Origin of the sequence: Marmoricola sp. URHB0036, from assembly GCF_000426045.1 — a bacterium.
In the GTDB taxonomy this organism is placed as follows: domain Bacteria; phylum Actinomycetota; class Actinomycetes; order Propionibacteriales; family Nocardioidaceae; genus Marmoricola.
Window position 1 is genome coordinate 268646 of the sequence record NZ_AUEP01000004.1, and the last position, 20518, is coordinate 289163.

The 20518-nt window shown below is 70.3% G+C and carries 23 protein-coding genes; 3 read left to right on the forward strand and 20 right to left on the reverse strand.

Features of this window, described 5'->3' with window-relative positions; all coding sequences use genetic code 11:
* Positions 1-45 precede the first annotated feature (45 nt).
* Positions 46-411 carry a single-stranded DNA-binding protein gene (locus tag H976_RS0103920; RefSeq protein ID WP_027860477.1) on the forward strand — a complete coding sequence of 122 codons (366 nt, stop codon included), beginning with the start codon at positions 46-48 and terminating at the stop codon, positions 409-411.
* Between the two features lie 2 nt (positions 412-413).
* Here H976_RS0103920 and H976_RS0103925 read toward each other — a convergent pair whose 3' ends face one another.
* From H976_RS0103925 to truA, 6 genes are all read right to left on the reverse strand, one after another.
* The gene (locus H976_RS0103925; RefSeq protein ID WP_027860478.1) at positions 414-1337 is read right to left on the reverse strand and encodes an NAD(P)-dependent oxidoreductase; all 924 of its coding nucleotides are present in this window, start codon (positions 1335-1337) and stop codon (positions 414-416) included.
* A gap of 8 nt (positions 1338-1345) precedes the next feature.
* A complete protein-coding gene (locus H976_RS0103930; RefSeq protein ID WP_027860479.1) occupies positions 1346-2335 on the reverse strand; it encodes a GDP-mannose 4,6-dehydratase in 990 nt (329 codons plus the stop codon).
* A gap of 70 nt (positions 2336-2405) precedes the next feature.
* Positions 2406-4694 carry a glycosyltransferase family 1 protein gene (locus H976_RS0103935; protein WP_027860480.1) on the reverse strand — a complete coding sequence of 763 codons (2289 nt, stop codon included), beginning with the start codon at positions 4692-4694 and terminating at the stop codon, positions 2406-2408.
* The gene (locus H976_RS0103940) at positions 4691-5050 is read right to left on the reverse strand and encodes a hypothetical protein (protein ID WP_027860481.1); all 360 of its coding nucleotides are present in this window, start codon (positions 5048-5050) and stop codon (positions 4691-4693) included. Before H976_RS0103940 ends, H976_RS0103935 begins: the two co-directional genes overlap by 4 nt.
* Positions 5047-5250, reverse strand: a complete 204-nt coding sequence (locus tag H976_RS0103945; protein WP_027860482.1) for a hypothetical protein — start codon at positions 5248-5250, stop codon at positions 5047-5049. The genes H976_RS0103940 and H976_RS0103945 overlap by 4 nt, the downstream gene beginning before the upstream one ends.
* 56 nt (positions 5251-5306) lie before the next feature.
* Positions 5307-6134 (reverse strand): tRNA pseudouridine(38-40) synthase TruA, encoded by an 828-nt coding sequence (gene truA, locus H976_RS0103950; protein WP_027860483.1) that lies wholly within the window; start codon positions 6132-6134, stop codon positions 5307-5309.
* A 43-nt stretch (positions 6135-6177) separates the two neighbouring features.
* On the opposite strand from truA, the gene H976_RS0103955 reads away from it, so the two are divergent.
* On the forward strand, positions 6178-6777 hold the full coding sequence (locus H976_RS0103955) for a hypothetical protein (RefSeq protein ID WP_196803966.1): 600 nt from the start codon (positions 6178-6180) through the stop codon (positions 6775-6777).
* Positions 6774-8456 carry an FAD-dependent oxidoreductase gene (locus H976_RS0103960; RefSeq protein ID WP_027860485.1) on the forward strand — a complete coding sequence of 561 codons (1683 nt, stop codon included), beginning with the start codon at positions 6774-6776 and terminating at the stop codon, positions 8454-8456. The genes H976_RS0103955 and H976_RS0103960 overlap by 4 nt, the downstream gene beginning before the upstream one ends.
* Before the next feature lie 69 nt (positions 8457-8525).
* Here the strand turns inward: H976_RS0103960 and rplQ are convergent, their stop codons facing one another.
* From rplQ to secY, 14 genes are all read right to left on the reverse strand, one after another.
* On the reverse strand, positions 8526-9164 hold the full coding sequence (gene rplQ, locus H976_RS0103965; protein ID WP_027860486.1) for a 50S ribosomal protein L17: 639 nt from the start codon (positions 9162-9164) through the stop codon (positions 8526-8528).
* Between the two features lie 49 nt (positions 9165-9213).
* Positions 9214-10227 carry a DNA-directed RNA polymerase subunit alpha gene (locus tag H976_RS0103970; RefSeq protein ID WP_027860487.1) on the reverse strand — a complete coding sequence of 338 codons (1014 nt, stop codon included), beginning with the start codon at positions 10225-10227 and terminating at the stop codon, positions 9214-9216.
* Positions 10228-10299: 72 nt separating this feature from the next.
* Complete coding sequence (gene rpsD / locus H976_RS0103975) at positions 10300-10908, reverse strand: 30S ribosomal protein S4 (RefSeq protein ID WP_027860488.1); 609 nt, start codon at positions 10906-10908, stop codon at positions 10300-10302.
* Positions 10909-10937: 29 nt separating this feature from the next.
* On the reverse strand, positions 10938-11345 hold the full coding sequence (gene rpsK, locus H976_RS0103980) for a 30S ribosomal protein S11 (RefSeq protein ID WP_027860489.1): 408 nt from the start codon (positions 11343-11345) through the stop codon (positions 10938-10940).
* Between the two features lie 74 nt (positions 11346-11419).
* The gene (gene rpsM / locus H976_RS0103985) at positions 11420-11794 is read right to left on the reverse strand and encodes a 30S ribosomal protein S13 (protein ID WP_027860490.1); all 375 of its coding nucleotides are present in this window, start codon (positions 11792-11794) and stop codon (positions 11420-11422) included.
* Between the two features lie 177 nt (positions 11795-11971).
* Complete coding sequence (rpmJ, locus tag H976_RS0103990) at positions 11972-12085, reverse strand: 50S ribosomal protein L36 (protein WP_004008316.1); 114 nt, start codon at positions 12083-12085, stop codon at positions 11972-11974.
* 35 nt (positions 12086-12120) lie between these two features.
* Positions 12121-12342: a translation initiation factor IF-1 gene (gene infA, locus H976_RS0103995; protein ID WP_027860491.1), complete on the reverse strand. Its 222-nt coding sequence runs from the start codon at positions 12340-12342 to the stop codon at positions 12121-12123.
* A gap of 220 nt (positions 12343-12562) precedes the next feature.
* Positions 12563-14797: a transglutaminase-like domain-containing protein gene (locus H976_RS0104000; RefSeq protein WP_155917946.1), complete on the reverse strand. Its 2235-nt coding sequence runs from the start codon at positions 14795-14797 to the stop codon at positions 12563-12565.
* Positions 14794-15969, reverse strand: a complete 1176-nt coding sequence (locus H976_RS28480) for a DUF58 domain-containing protein (protein WP_051276153.1) — start codon at positions 15967-15969, stop codon at positions 14794-14796. Before H976_RS28480 ends, H976_RS0104000 begins: the two co-directional genes overlap by 4 nt.
* Position 15970: 1 nt before the next feature.
* Positions 15971-16936, reverse strand: a complete 966-nt coding sequence (locus H976_RS0104010) for a MoxR family ATPase (RefSeq protein WP_036224659.1) — start codon at positions 16934-16936, stop codon at positions 15971-15973.
* A gap of 30 nt (positions 16937-16966) precedes the next feature.
* Positions 16967-17698 carry a glutamine amidotransferase gene (locus H976_RS0104015; protein WP_027860494.1) on the reverse strand — a complete coding sequence of 244 codons (732 nt, stop codon included), beginning with the start codon at positions 17696-17698 and terminating at the stop codon, positions 16967-16969.
* Positions 17695-18534, reverse strand: a complete 840-nt coding sequence (gene map, locus H976_RS0104020) for a type I methionyl aminopeptidase (RefSeq protein WP_027860495.1) — start codon at positions 18532-18534, stop codon at positions 17695-17697. Before map ends, H976_RS0104015 begins: the two co-directional genes overlap by 4 nt.
* A gap of 16 nt (positions 18535-18550) precedes the next feature.
* Complete coding sequence (locus H976_RS0104025; RefSeq protein WP_027860496.1) at positions 18551-19126, reverse strand: adenylate kinase; 576 nt, start codon at positions 19124-19126, stop codon at positions 18551-18553.
* Between the two features lies 1 nt (position 19127).
* Complete coding sequence (gene secY / locus H976_RS0104030) at positions 19128-20423, reverse strand: preprotein translocase subunit SecY (RefSeq protein ID WP_027860497.1); 1296 nt, start codon at positions 20421-20423, stop codon at positions 19128-19130.
* Between the last annotated feature and the right edge of the window lie 95 nt (positions 20424-20518).

The window sequence follows — 20518 nt, forward strand, 5'->3', positions numbered from 1 at the left end:
AGACGGCACTGGCCCGGGGGCCGGGCGATGGACTGTGCTGCCGCCATGACCGAACAGCTCAGCACCAGCAGCCTCGCCTCCGGCCACGTCAACGCCGTGACCCTCGTGGGACGGGTCAGCGCCGTCCCCGATTCCCGTGACCTGCCCAGTGGCGACCGGCTCGTCACCCTGCGCATCGTCGTCGACCGTCCACCCGTCCGCGGCAGCACCAAGCGGGCGGTCGACGTCATCGACGTGGCCTGCTGGTCCAAGCGCACCCAGCGCACCGCCACCTCCCTGGGGCCCGACGACGCGGTGCGGGTGGAGGGGTCGCTGCGTCGGCGGTTCTTCGCCACCGGCAGCGGGCGGGCGAGCCGCTACGAGGTCGAGGCCGGCCGTCTTGCCCGGGTGACCCTCCCCCATGTCGACTGACCTCAGTCGCGGTGCGCCAGTCGCTCCGCGACGTAGTCCCGCACGGTGTCCTCGACCTCGTGCGCGGGCTCCCAGCCGGTCACCCGGCTCAGCCGGGCGTGGTCGCCGGTGATCGACCGCGGGTCGTTGGGCCGGATCCGCGACTCGTCGACCGACCGCTCGAGGTCCTGGAGCCCGAGGCCGGCCAGCGCCAGCTCGCACAGCTCGTCGCCCGTGCGGGCCCGTCCGCTGCACACGTTGAACACGCGGTCGTCGGCGAAGTCCGGCCCGAGCTCGGCCTCGAGCAAGAGGCGGTAGGCGTGGGCGACGTCGCGTACGTCGGTGTAGTCGCGCTCCGTGCTGAGGTCGCCGGTGCGCATCGGCCGACCCTCGGCGGCGGCCGAGAGGGCCTCGGTGACGAGGTCGGGCAGGACGAAGCCCTCACCCTGGCCCGGGCCGATGTGGTTGAACGGCCGGGCGACGACGAGGTCGAGGCCGCGTCCGGCGTAGTAGGCGACCAGGTTCTCCACCAGCAGCTTGCTGACGACGTACGGCGAGTTGGTCGAGACCCGTCCCGACTCGTCGATCGGCTGCGGCTGGAACGCGTCGTACACCGCGCCGCTGCTGACCACGAGCACCCTGGCTCGGGAGCCGGCCTCCTGCATCGCCTCACACATCGTGGTGACCATGGCGCTGTTGGTCTCGACGTACCGCTGGGGCGCCGAGAAAGATGGTCCCACCGCCGAGAGGCCGGCGAGGTGAACGACCGCGTCGACGTCCTCGAGCGCGGCCGGCCACTCCTGGGTCAGGTCGCAGGAGAGGAACGGCACGCCGAGGTCGGCGGTCTCCAGGTTGCTCACGGCGACGGGGTCGTGCCCGGTCTCCAGCAGCTCACGAACGAGGTGCGGGCCGACGAAGCCGGTCGCCCCCGTGACAGCGACACGCATCGTCGGAGTCAGCGCTTCTGCAGGGCGACGTCGTGCTCGACCATCAGCCGGACCAGGCCGGGGAGGTCGTAGTCCCGCTTCCAGCCCAGCACCCGCTCGGCCTTGGCGGAGTCACCGAGCAGGATGTCCACCTCGGCCGGGCGCATGAAGGCAGGGTCCTGCTTGACGTAGGGACGCCAGTCATCGACGCCGATTTCGGCGAACGCGAGGGCCAGGAAGTCCTCGATCGAGTGGGTCGCGCCGGAGGCGAGCACGAAGTCGTCGGGCTCGTCGTGCTGGAGCATCTGCCACATCCCGCGGACGTAGTCGCCGGCGTACCCCCAGTCCCGCTTGGGCCACAGGTCGCCGAGCACGACGTGGTCGGCGGTGCCGGCGTCGATGCGCGCGACGGCATCGGTGATCTTGCGGGTCACGAACTCGAGTCCGCGCCGTGGCCCTTCGTGGTTGAACAGGATCCCGGTCGCCGCGAACATGTCGTAGCTCTCGCGGTAGTTGCGGGTGATCCAGTGCCCGTAGAGCTTGGCGACGCCGTACGGGCTGCGCGGGTGGAACAGCGAGTCCTCGTTGTAGCCGGTGCCGGGGCGGTTGTAGTCGAGACCGCCGAACATCTCCGAGGTGGAGGCCTGGTAGAAGCGGGCCCTGTCCTTGAAGCCGGCGATCCGGATCGCCTCCAGCAGGTTCAGCACTCCCTTGCCGGTGATGTCCGCGGTGAGCTGCGGGTTGCGGAAGGAGAAGCCGACGTGGCTGACCGCGGCGAGGTTGTAGACCTCGTCGGGCTGGGAGGCCTCGACGGCCTGGATCAGCGAGGTCTGGTCGGTGAGGTCGGCCTCGATCAGGGTGACGTAGGGGAACTCGTCGATGACCGCCTCGCGGCGCGCGTTGCGCTGGCCGCGGATCAGGCCGAAGACCTCGTAGCCCTTCTCGTGGAGCAGCTCGGTGAGGTGCCCGCCGTCCTGCCCGGTGATCCCGGTGATGAGGGCTCGCTTGGCGTCCGCCACGGGTGTTCCTTTCGTGCGGCTGTCTCGGCAGCGGCCATCGTATCGGCGAGGCCGGATCCGGCCCGCCCGGCTACCGGGCGAGCCGGTCGTAGTACTTGACGGGTCGCTCGTCGGCGCCGACCACCACGAGGGTGGCGAGGTAGCGCAGGCCGGCTGCCCGCACCGGTCGGCCGTCGAGCTGGAGGAAGAACTCCACGTCGTGGACGCCCCTGCGGGTGCCCTCGACCGCGAGCGACACGAACCCCGACTCGTAGCTGTCCCAGCGGTCGCTGCGTCGCCGGATCCCGGTCTCGTGCACGGGTCCGTCGCCGACCCGGTAGGAGAGGCCGATGTCGTGCGCGGCCGTCCCCCGAGCCAGCAGCTGGTAGGCGATGTCGAGGGAGACGTGGGTGCCCTCGGCCACCGTCATGAGCTGGGGCAGTCCGGCGACCAGCAGCTGCACGGCGTCCCCGGCGAACCGGATGGCGCCGTGGGCGAGGTCGTTGGCCCTCAGCTGGCGCTCGTTGCGGAGCTGGAGGGTCGGGTTGCGCTCGAAGGCCGGCTCGACCGTCGTACGGACCGCTCGCTTGTCGAACAGGGAGGGGTGGGTGGTCACCGCGTGGTCGAGGTACGCCGACCAGCCACCGATCCGGCTCGTTCCGGCCTCCCGGTCGGCCCAGGCACCGGCCTCCCGGAGCAGCTGCTTGTCGACGACCTGCGGCCGGTCTCCGGCGTACCCGAGCAGCTCGAGGCCCCGCGGTCCGAGGATGCTCGCCGTGGCCCGCTGCCGTTCGTCGAGGTCGTCCTCACGGCGGGTCCAGCGGGTCAGCTCGCCGAGGTGGTACGCCGTCATCCGCCCCTCCGGCGTGACGAACGCGTCGAGCGTGACCTCGCCAGACGGGAGGTGGGTCTCGTCGAGCAGCACGAACACGTCGTCGACCTCGTCCAGCTCGGCCAGCCCGGTCGGCAGCGTGGGGTCGTCCCACCCACGTCCGGCCGGCAGGAGACTCCGGTCGACCGGGACGACCGGGACCCGCGTCGGTGTCTTCCGCACCCTCGCGAGCGCTCGCCGCGGAGCCACCACGACGAGCTCGGTGGCGAGGTCGGTGCGCTCGCCCCAGGCAGCGAGAGCGCGCCGGAGCCGGGCCGGGTGGTCACCCAGCACGACCAGCTGGAGCCGCTCCGGGCGGCCCTCGGCAAGGCGTCGCCCGTCCGCTGGCAGGCCTCGCAGGGCGGCCTCGATCGTCCGCGTCACCGTGTCCCACGACAGCGGACGGAAGCTCTCCCGGATGTGCCGTTCACGGGCAGCGAGCAGGTCGGGGTCGCCGAGGTACTGCGCCAGCGTCTCCGCGACCTCGGGGACCAGGTTGTGCCAGACGAAGTCGCAGGCGTCGCCACCCACCTCCGGCATGCCGCTGCCGTACGACGCGACGGTGACCCGGCCGTGCGCCAGTGCCTCCGCGATCGGGAGCCCGTAGCCCTCGTAGCGGGAGAGGTAGAGGCAGGCCGTCGCCCGGCGGTAGAGCTCGGCGAGCAGGGCGTCACTCGGTGCCTGGATCCAGTGCACCCGTTCGCCGTACGACGGATGGCCGGTGATCGTGGCCACCGTGTCGTCCCGGATCCAGCCCTTGCGACCGGCCAGGACCAGGTGGACGTCCGGGTACTCCTCGGCGATCTCGTCGAAGGCCCGGAGTGCGACGAGGTGCTCCTTGCGCGGCTCGATCGTGCCCACGAACAGCACGAACCGCCCGCCGGTCAACGGCTCGAGCAGCGCCAGCTCGTCGTCGCCGGGCGCGGAGACCTCCGGCAGGTCGCAGCCGAGCCGGGTGACCAGGGTCGGGATGTGGCGTCGGACGTCGAGCTGTTCCTTGAGGTCGAGCAGGTCACGCTCGGCGCTGCGCGAGTCCGACATCACCAGGTCGCTCCAGGTGAGCACCGCCGACAGGTACACCACCCAGTTGGCCGAGGTCGTCTCGTGCACGACCTCCGGCACCTTCAGCGGGACCAGGTCGTAGACGTAGCTCACGATGGTCACGCCCGCGTCCTTCAGACGGGGGTACAGCGTGGACCGCTTCAGCGGCGAGTTCCAGGCCGAGTCGAGGTCGAGGAACACGTCCGTCGTACCGAACGCGCCGATGTCGCGCCGACCGACCACCTCCGGCTCGTCGGTGGCACCGGCCAGCACCGCGAGCATCGAGGTCGTGTCCAGCTCGAGGTAGAGGTGCTCGATCGGGTCGAACCGGAGCATGAGCAGCTCCAGCTCGTCATCGGCCGCTGCGGCGAGCCGGGGCAGCACCTGCCCGACCACGCGCTGGATCCCCGTGCGCGCGCCGTGACGCAACAGGTCGGAGACGTCGACGAAGACGGTCGTCCGGCTCACGTGAAGTGCACCCGACGACGACTGTTGGCGAACGTCTTCGAGCCGAGGATCTGGTCCAGCAGCTCCTCGCGGGTCCTGGTGCCCTCGCGGAGCCAGCGCAGCCGGTGGTTGAGCTGCTTGGTGTTCGGTGCGACGTCGAGCAGCACGAGGTAGCAGCTCGCGATGAAGGACCGGTCGTCCTCGATGGCGAGCAGCGCGGCGCGGGGGACGTCGACCACGGACAGGTGGGCCACCGAGGGGTCGCGCAACGGCGGCGGTCGCAGCTTGCGCGCCGTGGCCTGCTCGGTGACCAGCGCCGCCAGGCGGGCGTAGACCTCGTCGAACTGCTGACCGGCCGTGCCCATCGACTCGGTCACCGTCGGCCCAGCCTGCCGGCCCTGGCCGCGGCCCGCTGGACCAGGGAGCCGAGCCGCGAGCGGCTGCGCCGACGCCGGAACGAGCGATCGACCGCGGACGACGCGTCGGGCTGCACCGACACGGCACCGAAGGTGCCGCCCTTGGCGTCCAGGATCCGGCGATGCAGGGCCGTCAGGTCCCGGGGACCTGCTCCGGTCATGGTGACTCTCCTGGTTCGTGCCACTCCGAGCCCTGACGGGTTGCCGCCAACGCACACTACAGCGGACCACGCACCCGCCGGGAGGCGTGCGCCCGCACCGCGAGCTCGTCGTCCGGCGGGTACCGCACCTCCTCCAGGGTGAGCCCGTGCGCGTGCACCACCGTCACCGCCGGGTCGCGCACACCGGCAGCGAGCACGGCGTGCGCCCACTCCGGCTCCCGCCTCCCCTCGCCCACGGAGAGCAGGCAGCCCACCAGTGCCCGCACCATGTTGTGGCAGAAGGCGTCGGCCCGGACCGCCGCCACCAGCAAGCCCCCGTCCCGGCTCCAGCCGAGGTCGAGCAACGTCCTGGTCGTGGTGGCACCCTCGCGCTTGCGGCAGAAGGCGGCGAAGTCGTGCTCCCCGACCAGGAGGGCCGCGGCGGCGTTCATCGCCACCTCGTCGAGGGCCCGTGGCCAGGCGAGGACGTGCCCCCGGGTCAGCGGATCCACCGAAGCCGCCCGGTCTGCCACCCGGTAGGCGTAGCGCCGCCACAGCGCCGAGAAGCGTGCGTCGAAGCCGTCGGCCGCCTCGGCGACGGCGTGGACCCGGACATCCAGGTCGAGCACCCCGTTGAGCCGGCGTACCAGCGCGTCCTCGGGCGGCTCCGGGCTCCGTCCGGCCGCGGCCACCACGGCGTCGGCGTCGACGTCCACGTGGGCCACCTGGCCGCGCGCGTGCACCCCGGTGTCGGTGCGACCGGCCACGGTGACGGACGTGCCCGTCGTGCGCAGCACCGTGTCCAGTGCCTGCTCGAGCTCTCCCTGCACGGTGCGCAGGCCGTGCTGCCGGGCCCAGCCGTGGAAGGCGGATCCGTCGTAGGCGAGGTCGATGCGCAGCCGCACGGCCGCCAACCTATCGCCAGGGCCGCTCTGCCATGCTGCCCACGTGCGCCGCCTGCCCCTCCGACAACTGGTGCTCCTCGTCGTCGGGTGTCTCGTCCTCGGCACCGGTGTCGCCATGCTGCTCACCGCCGACCTCGGCTCCGACGGCTTCTCCACGCTGGTCAACGGAACGGCGATCAGGACCGGGCTGCCGTTCTTCGTGGCCAACCTGGGCATCAGCCTCGCCTTCCTGCTCCTGGCGGCGGCTCGCCGGTTGCTGCCGGGGGTCGGCACCGTGGTGCAGATCGTGCTGGTGGGCCTGGTCGTCGACCGGTTGCTCCCGGTGCTGGACAAGCCCGACAGCGTCCTCGGGCAGGCGCTGCTCCTGACGGCAGCCTTCCCGGTGCTGTCGCTGGGGATTGCCGCCTATCTCGGCGCGCATCTCGGCGCCGGCCCCATCGAGGCAGCGGCCCTCGCCTGGGATCCGCCGCTGCCCTTCAAGTGGAGCTACAGCGTGGCGCAGTTCGGTGGCGCCGCCCTCGGGTGGCTGCTCGGCGCCACCATCGGACCTGGCACCGTCGCGGTGATCCTGCTGCTGGGTCCGGCCGTCGACCTGACCAGCCGGCTGCTGGGCCTTGACGTCCACCAGAGGATGGAGTCATGACCGCCGAAGCCGTCATCCCCCGCAAGCCGCTGATCGTGCTGGTCGCGCCGTACCACGCCGACGTGCTGGAGTCGCAGTTCGCCCGCTACGCCGCGGACTACGACCTCCGCACCACCCACAGCGCAGCCGAGACCGACGAGCTGCTCTCGTCACTCGGCCCCGATGAACACGTCGCCCTGCTGGTGTCCGAGACGGAGCTTCCCGACGGATACGTCCTGCAGGCCGTTCATGGCTGGCGCAAGCGGGTGCCGACCGCCCGCCGGATCATCGCCGCCCACGTCGACCACTTCCGCCAGCGCGCGGAGGAGCTGCGGCACGGCCTGGCCACCGGCAAGTACGACGCCTACCTGCTGATGCCGCGCGGGGTGCGTGACGAGGAGTTCCACACGGCCGTCACCGAGCTGCTCTCCGACTGGGGGTCGACCGCACCCGTCGTACCGACGGCGCACATCGTGTCGGCCGGACTCGACCCCCTGACCGTGGCGCTGCGCGACTTCGCCTACCAGATGGGCATGCCGGCCCAAGTGGTGTCGCCCGACTCGCCCACGGGACGTGAGGTACTGGCCCGCCACGGGGGCGACGGCGAGCTGCCCGTGGTCTCGGCCCTCGGCGGGAAGACGACCCAGCCGCGCTCGGTGCGCGAGCTCGCCGCGACCCTCTACGGCGCTCCCGACGAGATCGACGTCGACAAGATCGTGGATCTCGTCGTGGTCGGTTCCGGCCCGGCCGGGCTGGCCGCCTCGGTGTACGGCTCCTCCGAGGGCCTCACGACGGTCGTCCTCGAGTCGGGGGCCATCGGCGGTCAGGCCGGCACCAGCTCGATGATCCGCAACTACCTCGGCTTCCCGCGCGGCATCTCCGGCATGCGGCTGGCGCAGCGGGCCCGCAACCAGGCGATCCGCTTCGGGACCAAGTTCTTCACCGGCTGGCCGGTCGAGTCGCTGGTGCTCGGCAGCAACGGCGACCCGCACCGGGTCGTCACGGAGGGCGGGGAGGTACGCGCCCGGGCCGTGGTGATCGCGACCGGAGTCGCCTACCGCCGCCTCGGCGTCGACCCGATCGAGGACCTGGTGGGGCTCGGCGTGCACTACGGCGCCGCGGTGAGCGCGGCGCAGGAGATGGAGGACCGCGACGTGTTCGTCGTCGGCGGCGGCAACTCCGCAGGACAGGCGGCGCTGCACCTGGCCCGGTTCGCCCGCTCCGTCACCCTGCTCGTACGACGCCCCGACGTCTCGGCCACCATGTCGGACTACCTGATCCGCGAGATGAAGTACCTCCCGCGCATCCGCATCCAGGAGTGCGCCGAGGTGGTCGACGGTGGCGGCGAGGGGCGCCTGGAGTGGATCGGGGTACGCGACCTGAACGCCGGCGAGGTGACCCGCCACGAAGCGGGCGGCCTCTTCCTGCTCATCGGCGCCGCACCGCAGTGCGACTGGCTGCCGCCGGAGGTGATCCGCGACGAGCACGGCTTCGTGCTCACCGGTCGCGACGTGCCCAAGCACTCCTGGGCCGACGGACTGCCGCCCGCCAACCTGGCGACGCCGGTGCCGGGTGTGTTCGCTGCCGGCGACATCCGGTCGGGTTCGATGAAGCGCGTCGCCGCCGCGTCGGGCGAGGGCGCGAGCGTCGTACCACTCGTGCACGCCCACATCGCCGACGCCACGGCCGTCACGCGCTGACACAGGCCCCGGACGTGCACGAGGGCCCGTCACCGGTTCGGTGACGGGCCCTCGATGCGTTGACCTGGGTCAGGCCTTGGCGTCGTCCTCGGACTCCGCGGCAGGCTCCTCGGTGGCCTCGGCCTCGACCGGCGCCTCCTCGGTCTCCTCGGTGGCCTCGCTCTGCGCCTCGGCGGTCTCGACCTCGGCAGGCTCGGTCTCCACGACCTGGGTGCCGCCGGTCTCGTCGGTGGCCTCGACCTCGGCCGGAGCGGCCTCGGTGGTCGGCTCCTCGACCTCGACGGCCGGTGCCGGCGTCTCCGCGGCAGCAGCCTTCTTGGCAGGCTTCTTCTTCGGCGCTGACGGCGTGTAGGACTCGGTCACCAGCTCGATCACGGCCATCGGGGCGTTGTCGCCCTTGCGGGGGCCGATCTTGGTGATCCGGGTGTACCCGCCAGGACGCTCCGCGAAGGTGGGCGCGATCTCGGTGAAGAGCGTGTGCACGACCGACTTGTCGCGGACGGTCTTGAGGACCTCACGACGGTTGTGCAGGTCGCCCCGCTTGGCCTTGGTGATCAGCTTCTCCGCGACCGGACGCAGCACGCGCGCCTTGGCCTCGGTGGTGGTGATCCGACCGTGCTCGAACAACGCCGTGGCGAGGTTCGAGACGATCAGGCGCTGGTGCGACGGGCTGCCGCCGAGGCGGGCACCCTTCTTGGGGGTTGGCATTGCTTCTCTCGATTCTCCCCGGCCGTGTCAGGTACCGGAGTAGAGGGGATTAGTACTGCTCGTCCTCGACGAAGGAGTCGTCATCGTCGTCGTACGCCGCCAGGGCGGTCGCCGGGTCGAAGCCGGGCGCGCTGTCCTTGAGGGACAGGCCCATCTCGACCAGCTTGGCCTTGACCTCGTCGATCGACTTCGCACCGAAGTTGCGGATGTCGAGCAGGTCCTGCTCCGAGCGCGAGATCAGCTCACCCACGGTGTGGATGCCCTCACGCTTGAGGCAGTTGTAGGAGCGAACCGTCAGGTTCAGGTCCTCGACCGGGAGGGCGAGGTCCTGCGCCAGCTGCTCGTCGACGGGCGACGGGCCGATGTCGATGCCCTCGGCCTCGACGTTGAGCTCGCGGGCCAGGCCGAACAGCTCGACCAGCGTCTTGCCCGCCGAGGCGATGGCGTCACGCGGGCTGATCGACGGCTTGGTCTCGACGTCGATGACCAGCTTGTCGAAGTCGGTGCGCTGCTCGACTCGGGTGGCCTCGACCTTGTAGGTCACCTTGAGCACCGGGCTGTAGATCGAGTCGACCGGGAGCCGGCCGATCTCGTTGTCCGCGCCCTTGTTCTGCACCGAGCTGACGTAGCCACGGCCGCGCTCGACGATGAGCTCCATCTCGATCTTGCCCTTGTCGTTCAGGGTGGCGATCTTCAGGTCGGGGTTGTGCACCTCGACGCCGGCGGAGGCCTCGATGTCAGCCGCGGTCACGACTCCGGCGCCCGACTTGCGCAGCACCATGGCGACCGGCTCGTCGTGCTCGCTGGAGACGACGAGGCCCTTGAGGTTGAGGATGATCTCGGTGACGTCTTCCTTGACGCCCTCGATGGTGGAGAACTCGTGAAGAGCGGTGTCCACCTTGATGCTGGTCACCGAGGCCCCCGGGATCGAGGACAGCAGGGTGCGACGCAGCGAGTTGCCGAGCGTGTAGCCGAAGCCGGGTTCCAGCGGTTCGATCACGAACCGCGAGCGGAACTCGTCGACGACATCTTCCGACAGGGTCGGGCGCTGAGCGATGAGCACAGTTGTTTTCCTTTCCGAGCCCACCCGCTATTTGACGGACTCGAACTACACATGGATGGGGCTTGGTGGTGCTTACTTCTTGGAGTAGTACTCGACGATGAGCTGTTCCTGGATCGGCAGCTCGATCTGCGCGCGGAGCGGACGCGAGTGCACCAGCACCCGCATGCGCGAGGGGATGGCCTCGAGCCACGCCGGGACGATGCGCTCGCCGTGGGTCTCACGAGCCACGATGAACGGCGTCATCTCCAGGCTCTTCTCGCGCACGTCGATGATGTCGTGGGCGTCGACCTGGTACGACGGGATGTCGACCTTCTTGCCGTTCACCCGGAAGTGACCGTGCGTGACCAGCTGGCGGGCGTGACGGCGGGTCCGGGCGAAGCCGGCGCGGTAGACCACGTTGTCCAGGCGGCACTCGAGGAGCTGCAGCAGGTTGTCACCGGTCTTGCCGGGACGACGGCTGGCCTCGTCGTAGTAGTTGTGGAACTGCTTCTCCATCACGCCGTAGGTGAAGCGGGCCTTCTGCTTCTCCTGCAGCTGGTTGCGGTACTCGCTCTCCTTGATGCGCGTACGGCCGTGCTGGCCGGGCGCGTAGGGGCGCTTCTCGAAGGCCTTGTCCTCGCCGACGAGGTCGACACCGAGACGGCGCGACTTCTTGGTCATGGGGCCGGTGTAACGAGCCATGGGTCAGAGTCTCCTGTTCTGTCTCGGGGTCAGACGCGCCGGCGCTTGGGCGGGCGGCAACCGTTGTGGGGGGTGGGCGTGACGTCCTGGATGGTGCCGACCTCGAGGCCGATCGCACCCAGCGAACGGATCGCGGTCTCGCGGCCCGAGCCCGGGCCCTTCACGAAGACGTCGATCTTCTTCATCCCGTGGTCCATCGCCCGGCGACCAGCGGCCTCGGCGGCCATCTGCGCGGCGAACGGGGTGGACTTGCGCGAGCCCTTGAAGCCGACGGTGCCGGCAGAGGCCCACGAGATCACCGCACCGGTGGGGTCGGTGATCGTGACGATGGTGTTGTTGAACGTGCTCTTGATGTGGGCCTCGCCCTGGGCGACGTTCTTCTTCTCCTTGCGGCGCACCTTCTTGGTGCCGGCCGCGCTGCGGCTCTTGGGGGGCATTCAGACTCCTGAAATCGTGGCGGTTGCTGTGGGGTGGCGGTGACGGGACCTGTGCGTGGGCACGGGGCCTGTGGTCACTTCGCCTTCTTCTTGCCGGCGACGGTGCGCTTGGGACCCTTGCGGGTGCGCGCGTTGGTCTTGGTGCGCTGCCCACGAACGGGCAGGCCCTGGCGGTGCCGGCGGCCCTGGTAGCTACCGATCTCGATCTTGCGGCGGATGTCGGCCTGGACCTCACGTCGGAGGTCACCCTCGAACTTGTAGTCGGCTTCGATCGCGTCGCGGAGCTTGACGAGCTCGTCGTCGCCCAGCGTGTGCACTCGCGCATTGGGGTCGACCCCGGTCTCGGCGAGGATCTTCTGGGCGCTGGTACGGCCGATGCCGTAGATGTAGGTGAGTGCGATCTCGATGCGCTTGTCGCGCGGGAGGTCAACACCAACGAGGCGTGCCATGAATGGCTCTTCCTTTCAAGGGCGCTGCGGCCCTTCGGTACTTCACGGTGGTCTGGTCGTGTCGCGTCTCCTGCCTCGCAGCGGGAGCTCCGGCCATCCGTTCCGGAGGTGGTCTCAGCCCCGAGGGGCCTGAGCGAGCACGTGAGTGGATGTATTCAGTTGTGGTGTGGCCGGGGCTCAGCCCTGGCGCTGCTTGTGTCGCGGGTTCTCGCAGATCACCATGACGCGGCCGTGGCGACGGATCACCTTGCACTTGTCACAGATCGGCTTGACGCTCGGGTTGACCTTCATCTGTCAGCCCTTTCTGGTCGTGGGTCGGCTGGTGCTCACTTGTACCGGTAGACGATGCGACCGCGAGTCAGGTCGTAGGGGGACAGCTCCACCACCACGCGGTCCTCGGGGAGGATCCGGATGTAGTGCTGGCGCATCTTGCCGCTGATGTGGGCGAGAACCTTGTGTCCGTTGGTCAGCTCGACCCGGAACATGGCATTGGGAAGGGCCTCCACGACGGAGCCCTCCATCTCGATCACGCCTTCCTTCTTCGGCATGTCCTCCGCAATCTGTTGATCGTGTGTCTACCGTTGGCCCGGGAACCGCCCCGGACGAGCCGGGTGGACCTCGTGGTGCCGTTCGGTGAGCCTCATTTCCCCGAGCGCGCAGCACGTCGCCGAGAGGCGAATCAGCGCTTGTCCGGGCAGCCGCGAGGCACCACAAAACGAGCCCACGTTGGGCCGAGGGTCTATGTTACCCACTTTGCTGTGCCAACCGTTAATCGGCGGGGCGTCGCTCGCCGCGGTGGCGCCACAGCGACAGCGGGTTGAACGGCGCCCACAGTCGCCGGGCGAGACGGCGGCCCTCCCGCAGGTCCCGGCGCTCGGCCATCATCTGGTCCCAGAACGCCTCCACGGCGGCGTCGGAGGGTTCGGAAGCGGCGAAGACGCCGTCATCGGCCTCCCGTGAGAGCGACTCGCCTCCCGGCAGCGCCATCACCCGCGCCTGCTCCGGGCGTGAGACGTGCAGCCTGACCGGGACTCCCAGGTCACGGGCGTGGTCGACCAGCTCGGTCCACCCGCCGGCGATGCGGTCCGCTGCCCGGCCTCGCCTGCGGCGCAGGCGGCGGCGGACGCCCTTGGTGAGGGGCACGAGCAGCAGGACTACGAGCAGCGAGAGCCACGGCAGCAGGCGTACGCCGGTCCCGGAGCCGGTGCCGGAGTGGTCCTGCGCCGAGGACCGGTCACGAGCCGTGGGCGGGTGCGGCTTCTCGGCCGGGGGCGTGGTCGCGGGGGGCGGCACGGCGACGGGTGGCGCCAGGGTGCGCAGCACCGGGGTCCTGCTCATGAACGTCTTGGTGGGCAGGGTCCGCCAGCTGCCGTCGAGGACGCGCAGCTCCACCCAGGCGTGGATGTCCGCGCCGCGGACCTTGCCGTCGCCCGGCAGGACAGCACCCACCACCACCCGAGCGGGTACGCCGACCCGGTTGGCCAGCATCGCCATGGCCGCGGCGTACTGCTCGTCGTCACCCACCGGCGGGGCAGCGAGCAGGAACCCGTCGACCAGCCGATCGAGGCCCTGGCCGGCCTTGTACTGCAGCTCGCCGGGAGGTGCACCGTCGCTGTAGCGACCCTGGTCGTGCAGGTAGCCGGCGAGGATGAAGACCTTGCGCATCGGCGGGATGTTCGCGTCGAGCACGGCCGGCAGGAAGGCGTCGAGCCGACGCAGACCCACCACCGGCTGGGTCGGTCCCTCCCACCCCGGCGTCGAGGCATCGACGTCGGACCGCGGCGAGACCGAGGTGAACTCGTAGGGATCCTGGCTACCGATGCCGGAGGGCAGCACAGCGGTCGCGGTGGCCAGGTTGTAGCGCATCTCGTCGCGCTGCTCCCTGGGGTCGGCGAAGATCAGCTGCAGCGAGGTCAGGGATCCCACGGTGGGCATCCACGCCGAGCGGTAGGCCCGCGTCACCGACACCGAGGCCCGCACCTTGCGCCCCCGGAGCGGGTTGTCGACCCGGCTGTCGACACGCAGGAAGGCGTCGTCCGACGTCCCGGCCTCGGTGTTGTTGCTGGGCAGCCACTCGTGGCCGTCGTACCGGTCCAGGGTGACCAGCCGCACGCGACTGCCCTTCGGTGCTCCGCGCACGGTGAACAGCACCTTGTCGTGGACGTTCTCCAGGGTGTTGGTGCCCTGGTCGGTGAAGGTACGGAACCGTCGCAGCGGCGAGTCCAGCGCCGAGACGTCCACCAGTCTCTGACGGTTCTCACGCAGTGCGGTGCCCTGGGAGGCGGGCGCGCCCGAGGGCGCGAACGGGATGGTCAACGGCACCGCGACCAGCAGCACCGCCCCGACCACGAGCGCCGCCACCGCGGTGCGGGCCACCCGCCCGTGCCCGGCGCCGCTGACGGATGCGCCCGGCGCGACCCGGAGGCTGCGGACCACCAGCCAGCCGACGGCGACGACGGCGAAGGCGACGGGGTACCAGTCCAGCAGGTCGCTGCCCGTGCCCTCGGGGCGGCGCAGGAGCAGGACGACCGTGAGCACGACCAGCATCGGCAGGAGCGGGGCGCCGGCGCTGCGGGTCCGCACGGCCAGCGCTCCGGCGAGCACCGCCCCGAGGTAACCGAGCAGGAAGGGCACCATGGCCGGCGACCCCGACAGGTCGACCCAGGGCAGCGTGGACAGCAGCTCGCCCCAGCCCCGCAGCGTGCCCTGCAGCACGTCGCCCAGCGTCTGCGCCCCGGGCACGCCCAGGCCGAGGCCCTTCGACCGCAGGGCCACCGGCCCGCCGAACACCAGGGCGACGATCGGGACGGCGCCGACCAGGACGGCTCCGGGTAGTCCGGCGGTCAGGACGGCCACGAGCAGGCCGAGGACGGCGGCCAGGCCGGCCACGACGAGGTAGCCGCCGCCCTCGAAGGTGTTGGCCAGCCCGAGCTCGGCCAGCCCCACGAGGGCCAGCACGGCGAGGCAGTCGACGACCACCCAGGGACGCGGCGGGCGGATCACGCCGACGCCTGGTGGACGACGGCGGGAAGGGCGCGCGGCAGGTCATCCAGCGTCCGCAACGAGACCATCCGGGTGCCGGCCGCGCGCGACACGTTGGTCGGCGAGCTGCCGTCGGCCCGGACGCACAACAGCGAGACGTCGTCGGGAAGCCCGGTGCGCACGAGACCGGCTAGGCCATCCGGTGCCGAGCCGCCCGTCGCCACGACCAGCCAGCTGGTCTCCGGAGCGAGGCGCATCGCCTGGCGTGCGCCTTGCACCGGCTCCGAGTCGCCCGGCTCGATGCGGCAGCAGGCGTCGAGGATGCCGTCCAGCCCTTGTCCGGTCACGGCGTGGTCACCGCACAGCATCGAGACCTCGACGCCGTCCTCGTAGGCCCGGGCCGCGATCGAGGCGGCGACCGAGACCGCCGTCTCGAAGTCCGCCGGGTCGGCGTACGACGCCGCGCTCGCGTCGAGCACGACCGTCATGTGGCTGCGCCGGGTGTCGTGGTACTGCCGGATCTGGAGGGTGCTGGCCTTGGCCGACGAGCGCCAGTGCACGTGCCTCAGCTCGTCGCCGGGCACGTACTCGCGCAGCGCGTGGAAGGCGAGGTCGCTCATCGAGATCTCGTCGCTCGGCGTGCCCTCCTGGTCGCGGATCACGCCGATGCCGAGGGACTCCACGCGCACGATCCGAGGCAGCACCAGCAGCTCGACCGCCGGCGACCAGGTCTCGTGCCAGCTCAGCAGCGCCAGCGGGTCACCCCGCCGGGCGGTCACGGGCCCGACCGGCACGACTCCCCTGCTGAGGCCGGACAGCTCGATCTGCTCCTCGACCTGACGGCCCCGACGGAGCATCGGGAGCCGGATCAGGTGCTCCGTCGTACCGACAGGAAGGGCGACCAGCGGGCTCAGCACCGGGAGCCGCCTCGTGCTGCTCGCCCGCAGCCGCACCTGGGCGCCTTCTCCCGCCATGGTCCGCGGCGGTGCGACCTGGAGCGTGGTGTGGATCCGCGGGCGGACCAGGACCGTGGCCCCCGCCACCGCAGCGAGCAGCACGCAGACCACCCACAGCAGCCGGAAGACCGGCCAGCCGCCCAGCACGTCGGCCGCGTAGGAGAACACCCCGACGGCGACCAGCGACCGACCTCCGGACGTCACCACGCCGAACGGGCGCGACAGCCGGCGCCGCACGTCACGCCCGCAGGGCAGGCACGGGCACGCGGTCCAGCAGGTCGTCGACCACGGTCTCGATGGCGACCCCGCGGTACTGCGCCTCGCCATCCAGGATCAGGCGATGGCTGAGCACGGGGTGAGCCAGCTCCGCCACGTCCTCGGGTACGACGTGCGCCCGCCCGGCCGCCGCGGCCCAGGTCTTCGTCACCCGGATCAGGGCCAGGCAACCGCGCGCCGAGATGCCGAGTCGCACGTGCTCGGCCTCACGAGAGGCCTCGGCCAGCTGGCGCACGTAGCTGATCACCGCGCGGTCGACGTACACCGCGTCGGCGATGCGGCTCATCTCGGTGACGAGCTCGGTCTTCAGGATCGGTTCGACGAGCGAGGCGCGGTCGCGGACCTGGGAGTTCATCAGCAGCTCCTCGGTCGCGGCGGCGTCCGGGTAGCCGACCGAGGTCTTCATCAGGAACCGGTCGAGCTGGGCCTCGGGAAGCCGGTAGGTGCCGGCCTGCTCGATCGGGTTCTGGGTGGCGATGACCATGAACGGCCGCGGCACGTCGTGGGTGATCCCGTCGACGGTGACGTGTCCCTCCTCCATCACCTCGAGCAGCGCCGACTGGGTCTTGGGCGAGGCACGGTTGATCTCGTCGGCCAGCACGATCGCGTGGAAGATCGGGCCGGGGTGGAAGGTGAAGGTGCCCTTCTGCTGCTCGTAGACCGTCACCCCGGTCACGTCGCTCGGCAGCAGGTCGGGCGTGAACTGGATGCGCGCGTGGGAGCCCTCCAGGGTGGCCGCCAGCGCCCGGGCCAGCATGGTCTTGCCGGTCCCCGGGAAGTCCTCGATCAGCAGGTGGCCCTCGGAGACCAGGCAGGCCAGGGTGAGCCGGATGACGTTGCGCTTGCCGAGGACAGCACGCTCGATGTTCTGCGTCATCGCCTCGAAGGTGTCGCCGAACCACTCCACGCGCTCGGTGCCAGACGTCATGGCGGTCATCGTAGGGCTCGGGGTCCCGGGTCAGCGGGCGTACAGCGAGACGAAGTTGGCCAGCAGGGTCATCGGGTGCTTCACCTCGACCGCCCGCGATCGTTCCTTGAGCGTCTCCGCCTCGCTGGGCGGGAAGTAGCCGGCGTCCTTGTAGACCTCGATCCGGGTGCAGACGCCCTCGAGGTCGAGCTCGGGGTGGAACTGGGTGGCGTAGACGTTGCTGCCCACCCGGAAGGCCTGCACCGGGCAGGCGGCCGACGTGGCCAGCTGGACCGCGCTCGAGGGCAGCGTGACCATGGCCTCCTTGTGCCCGCCGTACGCCGCGAAGTCGGTGGGCACACCGGCGAACAGCGGATCGGCCTCGCCCTGGGCCGTGAGCGTCACCGAGAGCGGACCGACGGGCTCGGGCGAGCTGCGGTCGACCACGGCGCCCTGGTGGACCCCGAGGGTGCCGATGCCGTAGCAGGCGCCGAGGAAGGGGAAGTCGCGCTCCACCACCTCGTCCAGCAGGCGCAGGATGGCCACCTCGGAGCGCACCTGGGCCGCCGACTTCGTCTCGCGGGCGTCACTGGCGTTCCACGGCCCGCCGCCGAGCAGGATGCCGGAGAAGGCGTCGAGGTCGACCGGAGGCAGCTCGTCGCGGACCAGGTTGACCCGGGGCAGCTCTGCCTCGGGCAGGCCGGTGAACCGGAGGAACGAGTCGTACTCGTTGTCGGCTGCTGCTGGCTCGGCCCGGATCGAGAGCAGCAGGAAGGGCTTCACTCGCCGCCGTACGGGACGCCGAGCGCGGCGAGCATTGCCCGGCCACCGTCGAGGGCGGTGAGGACCCAGGCGCCGTCGGGCGTGAGGGTGAAGGTGTTCTCGAAGTGGGCCGCCCAGCTGCCGTCGTCGCTGACCACGGTCCACTGGTCGTCGTCGAGGTCGGTGTACTTGCTGCCGAGCGTGATCATCGGCTCGACGGCGAGCGCGAGGCCGCGCTCGAGCTTCGGGCCGCGTCCCGCGCGCCCGTAGTTGGGCACGCTGGGCGGCTGGTGCATGGCGGTCCCGATCCCGTGCCCGGTGAAGTCCTCGAGGATGCCGTAGGTGCCGCCGGTCGGATGCGGTTGCGAGCGCACGTAGGACTCGACGGCGTGCGAGATGTCGGTGACCCGGCCGCCGAGACGAGCGGCGGCGATGCCGGCCCACATCGAGCCCTCGGTGACCCGCATCAGCTGGAGTACGTCGGGGGCGACCTCGCCGACCGCGACGGTGATCGCCGCGTCGCCGTGCCAGCCGTCGACGATCGCCCCGCAGTCGATGGAGATCGCGTCACCCTCCTGGAGGGTCCGCTCGCCGGGGATGCCGTGCACCACCTCGTCGTTCACGGAAGCGCAGATCGTGGCCGGGAACGGAGGATGGCCGTAGCCGAGGAACGACGGCACGCCGCCCCCGTCGCGGATGTTCTTCTCCGCGATGGCGTCGAGGTCACCGGTCGTGATGCCGGGCCGCACCGACTCGCGGAGCAGCTCGAGGGTCTCCCCCACGAGCAGCCCGGCGACCCGCATCTTGCCGATCTGCTCGGGGGTCTTGATCTCGACCCCGCGGTCTCGCAAGCCCATGGCGGCCTACCCGGGCTCAGCTCTCGCGGACGTCGTCGAGGGCGTCGAAGATGCGCTTGGTGACCTCGTCGACCTCGCCCATGCCGTCGACCTCGATCAGCAGGTTGCGGTCGCGGTAGACGTCGATCAGCGGCTCGGTCTGCTCGGCGTACACCTCCTGGCGGCGGCGGATGACGTCCTCGGTGTCGTCGGAGCGACCGTCGGTCTCCGCGCGGGCCAGCAACCGCTGCACCAGCTCCTCGCTGTCGACGGTGAGCACCACGACGGCGTCGAGCTCGTGGCCGGTGAACTTGATCATCCCGTCGAGCTCCTCGACCTGCGAGAGCGTGCGCGGGTAGCCGTCGAGCAGGAATCCCGGCTCGGCGTCGGACTCGTCGATGCGGTTGCGCACCATCAGGTTGGTGATCTCGTCCGGGACGTACTCCCCGGCGTCCATGTACTGCTTGGCCTTCACGCCCAGCTCGGTGCCCTCCGAGACGTTGAACCGGAAGATGTCACCGGTCGAGATCGCGGGTACGCCGAAGTGCTCGGCGACGACCTTGGCCTGAGTGCCCTTGCCGGCCCCCGGGGGCCCCATCAGGATGATTCTCATATCAGCGCAGGAATCCTTCGTAGTTGCGCTGCTGGAGCTGGGACTCGATCTGCTTCACGGTGTCGAGCGCGACACCGACCATGATCAGCAGCGAGGTGCCGCCGAACGGGAAGTTCTGGTTGGCCTGGACCCACACGAGTGCGATCAACGGGATCAAGGACAGCAGACCCAGATACAGAGCGCCGGGCAGCGTGATGCGGGAGAGGACGTAGTTGAGGTACTCCTCGGTCGGCTTTCCCGCCCGGATCCCGGGGATGAAACCGCCGTACTGCTTCATGTTGTCCGCGACCTCTTGTGGGTTGAAGGTGATCGCGACGTAGAAGTAGGTGAAGAAGATGATCAGCAGGAAGTAGGCCAGCATGTACAGCGGGTGGTCGCCCCGGACGAAGTAGCGCTGGATCCAGATCAGGATCTGGTTGTTCGTGCCCGAGTTGAACTGCACCGCCATGGCCGGCAGGTAGAGCAGGCTCGAGGCGAAGATGACCGGGATGATGCCGGCCTGGTTGACCTTGAGCGGGATGTAGGTCGAGGAGCCGCCGAACATCTTGCGGCCGACCATCCTGCGGGCGTACTGCACCGGTATTCGCCGTTGCGCCTGTTCGATGAAGACCACGGCCGCCATCACCACGATGCCCATGATGATGACCGCACCGAAGACCCACGGGCCCTTGGCCTTCTGCACGCCCCAGAGGGCGGCCGGGAAGGTCGCGATGACCTGGGTGAAGATCAGGATCGACATGCCGTTGCCGATGCCGCGCTCGGTGATCAGCTCGCCGAGCCACATGATCACGGCGGTGCCAGCGGCCATCGTGATGACCATCAGGATGGCCACCCAGGTGGTGTCCTTGTAGAGCAGCGGCTTGTCGCAGCCCTGGAGCAGGTTGCCGGTGCGGGCGAGGGCCACGATGCCGGTCGCCTGGAGGATGGCCAGCGCGAGGGTGAGGTAGCGGGTGTACTGCGTGATCTTGGTCTGACCGGCCTGGCCCTCCTTCTTGAGGGCCTCCAGCCGCGGGATCACGACCACGAGCAGCTGCAGGATGATGCTCGCGGTGATGTAGGGCATGATCCCCAGCGCGAAGATCGTCAGCTGGAGCAGCGCTCCGCCGGAGAACAGGTTGATCAACCCGTAGACGCCGCTGTTCTTGGTGGCCTCGAAGCACGACTGCACGTTGGCCACGTCGACCCCGGGCGTCGGGATGTGGGATCCGAGCCGGAAGACGGCCACGATGAACAGCACGAACAGCAGCTTCTTGCGCAGGTCCGGTGTCCGGAAAGCGTTGGCGAATGCGCCTAGCACGTGCTCCTCTTTCGGGTTTCGATCAGGCCGGCTGGGGAGGGGACCAAATCCGTGGAAGCCTAACAGGGCAGGACGATCGTCCTCAGGCCTCCGTG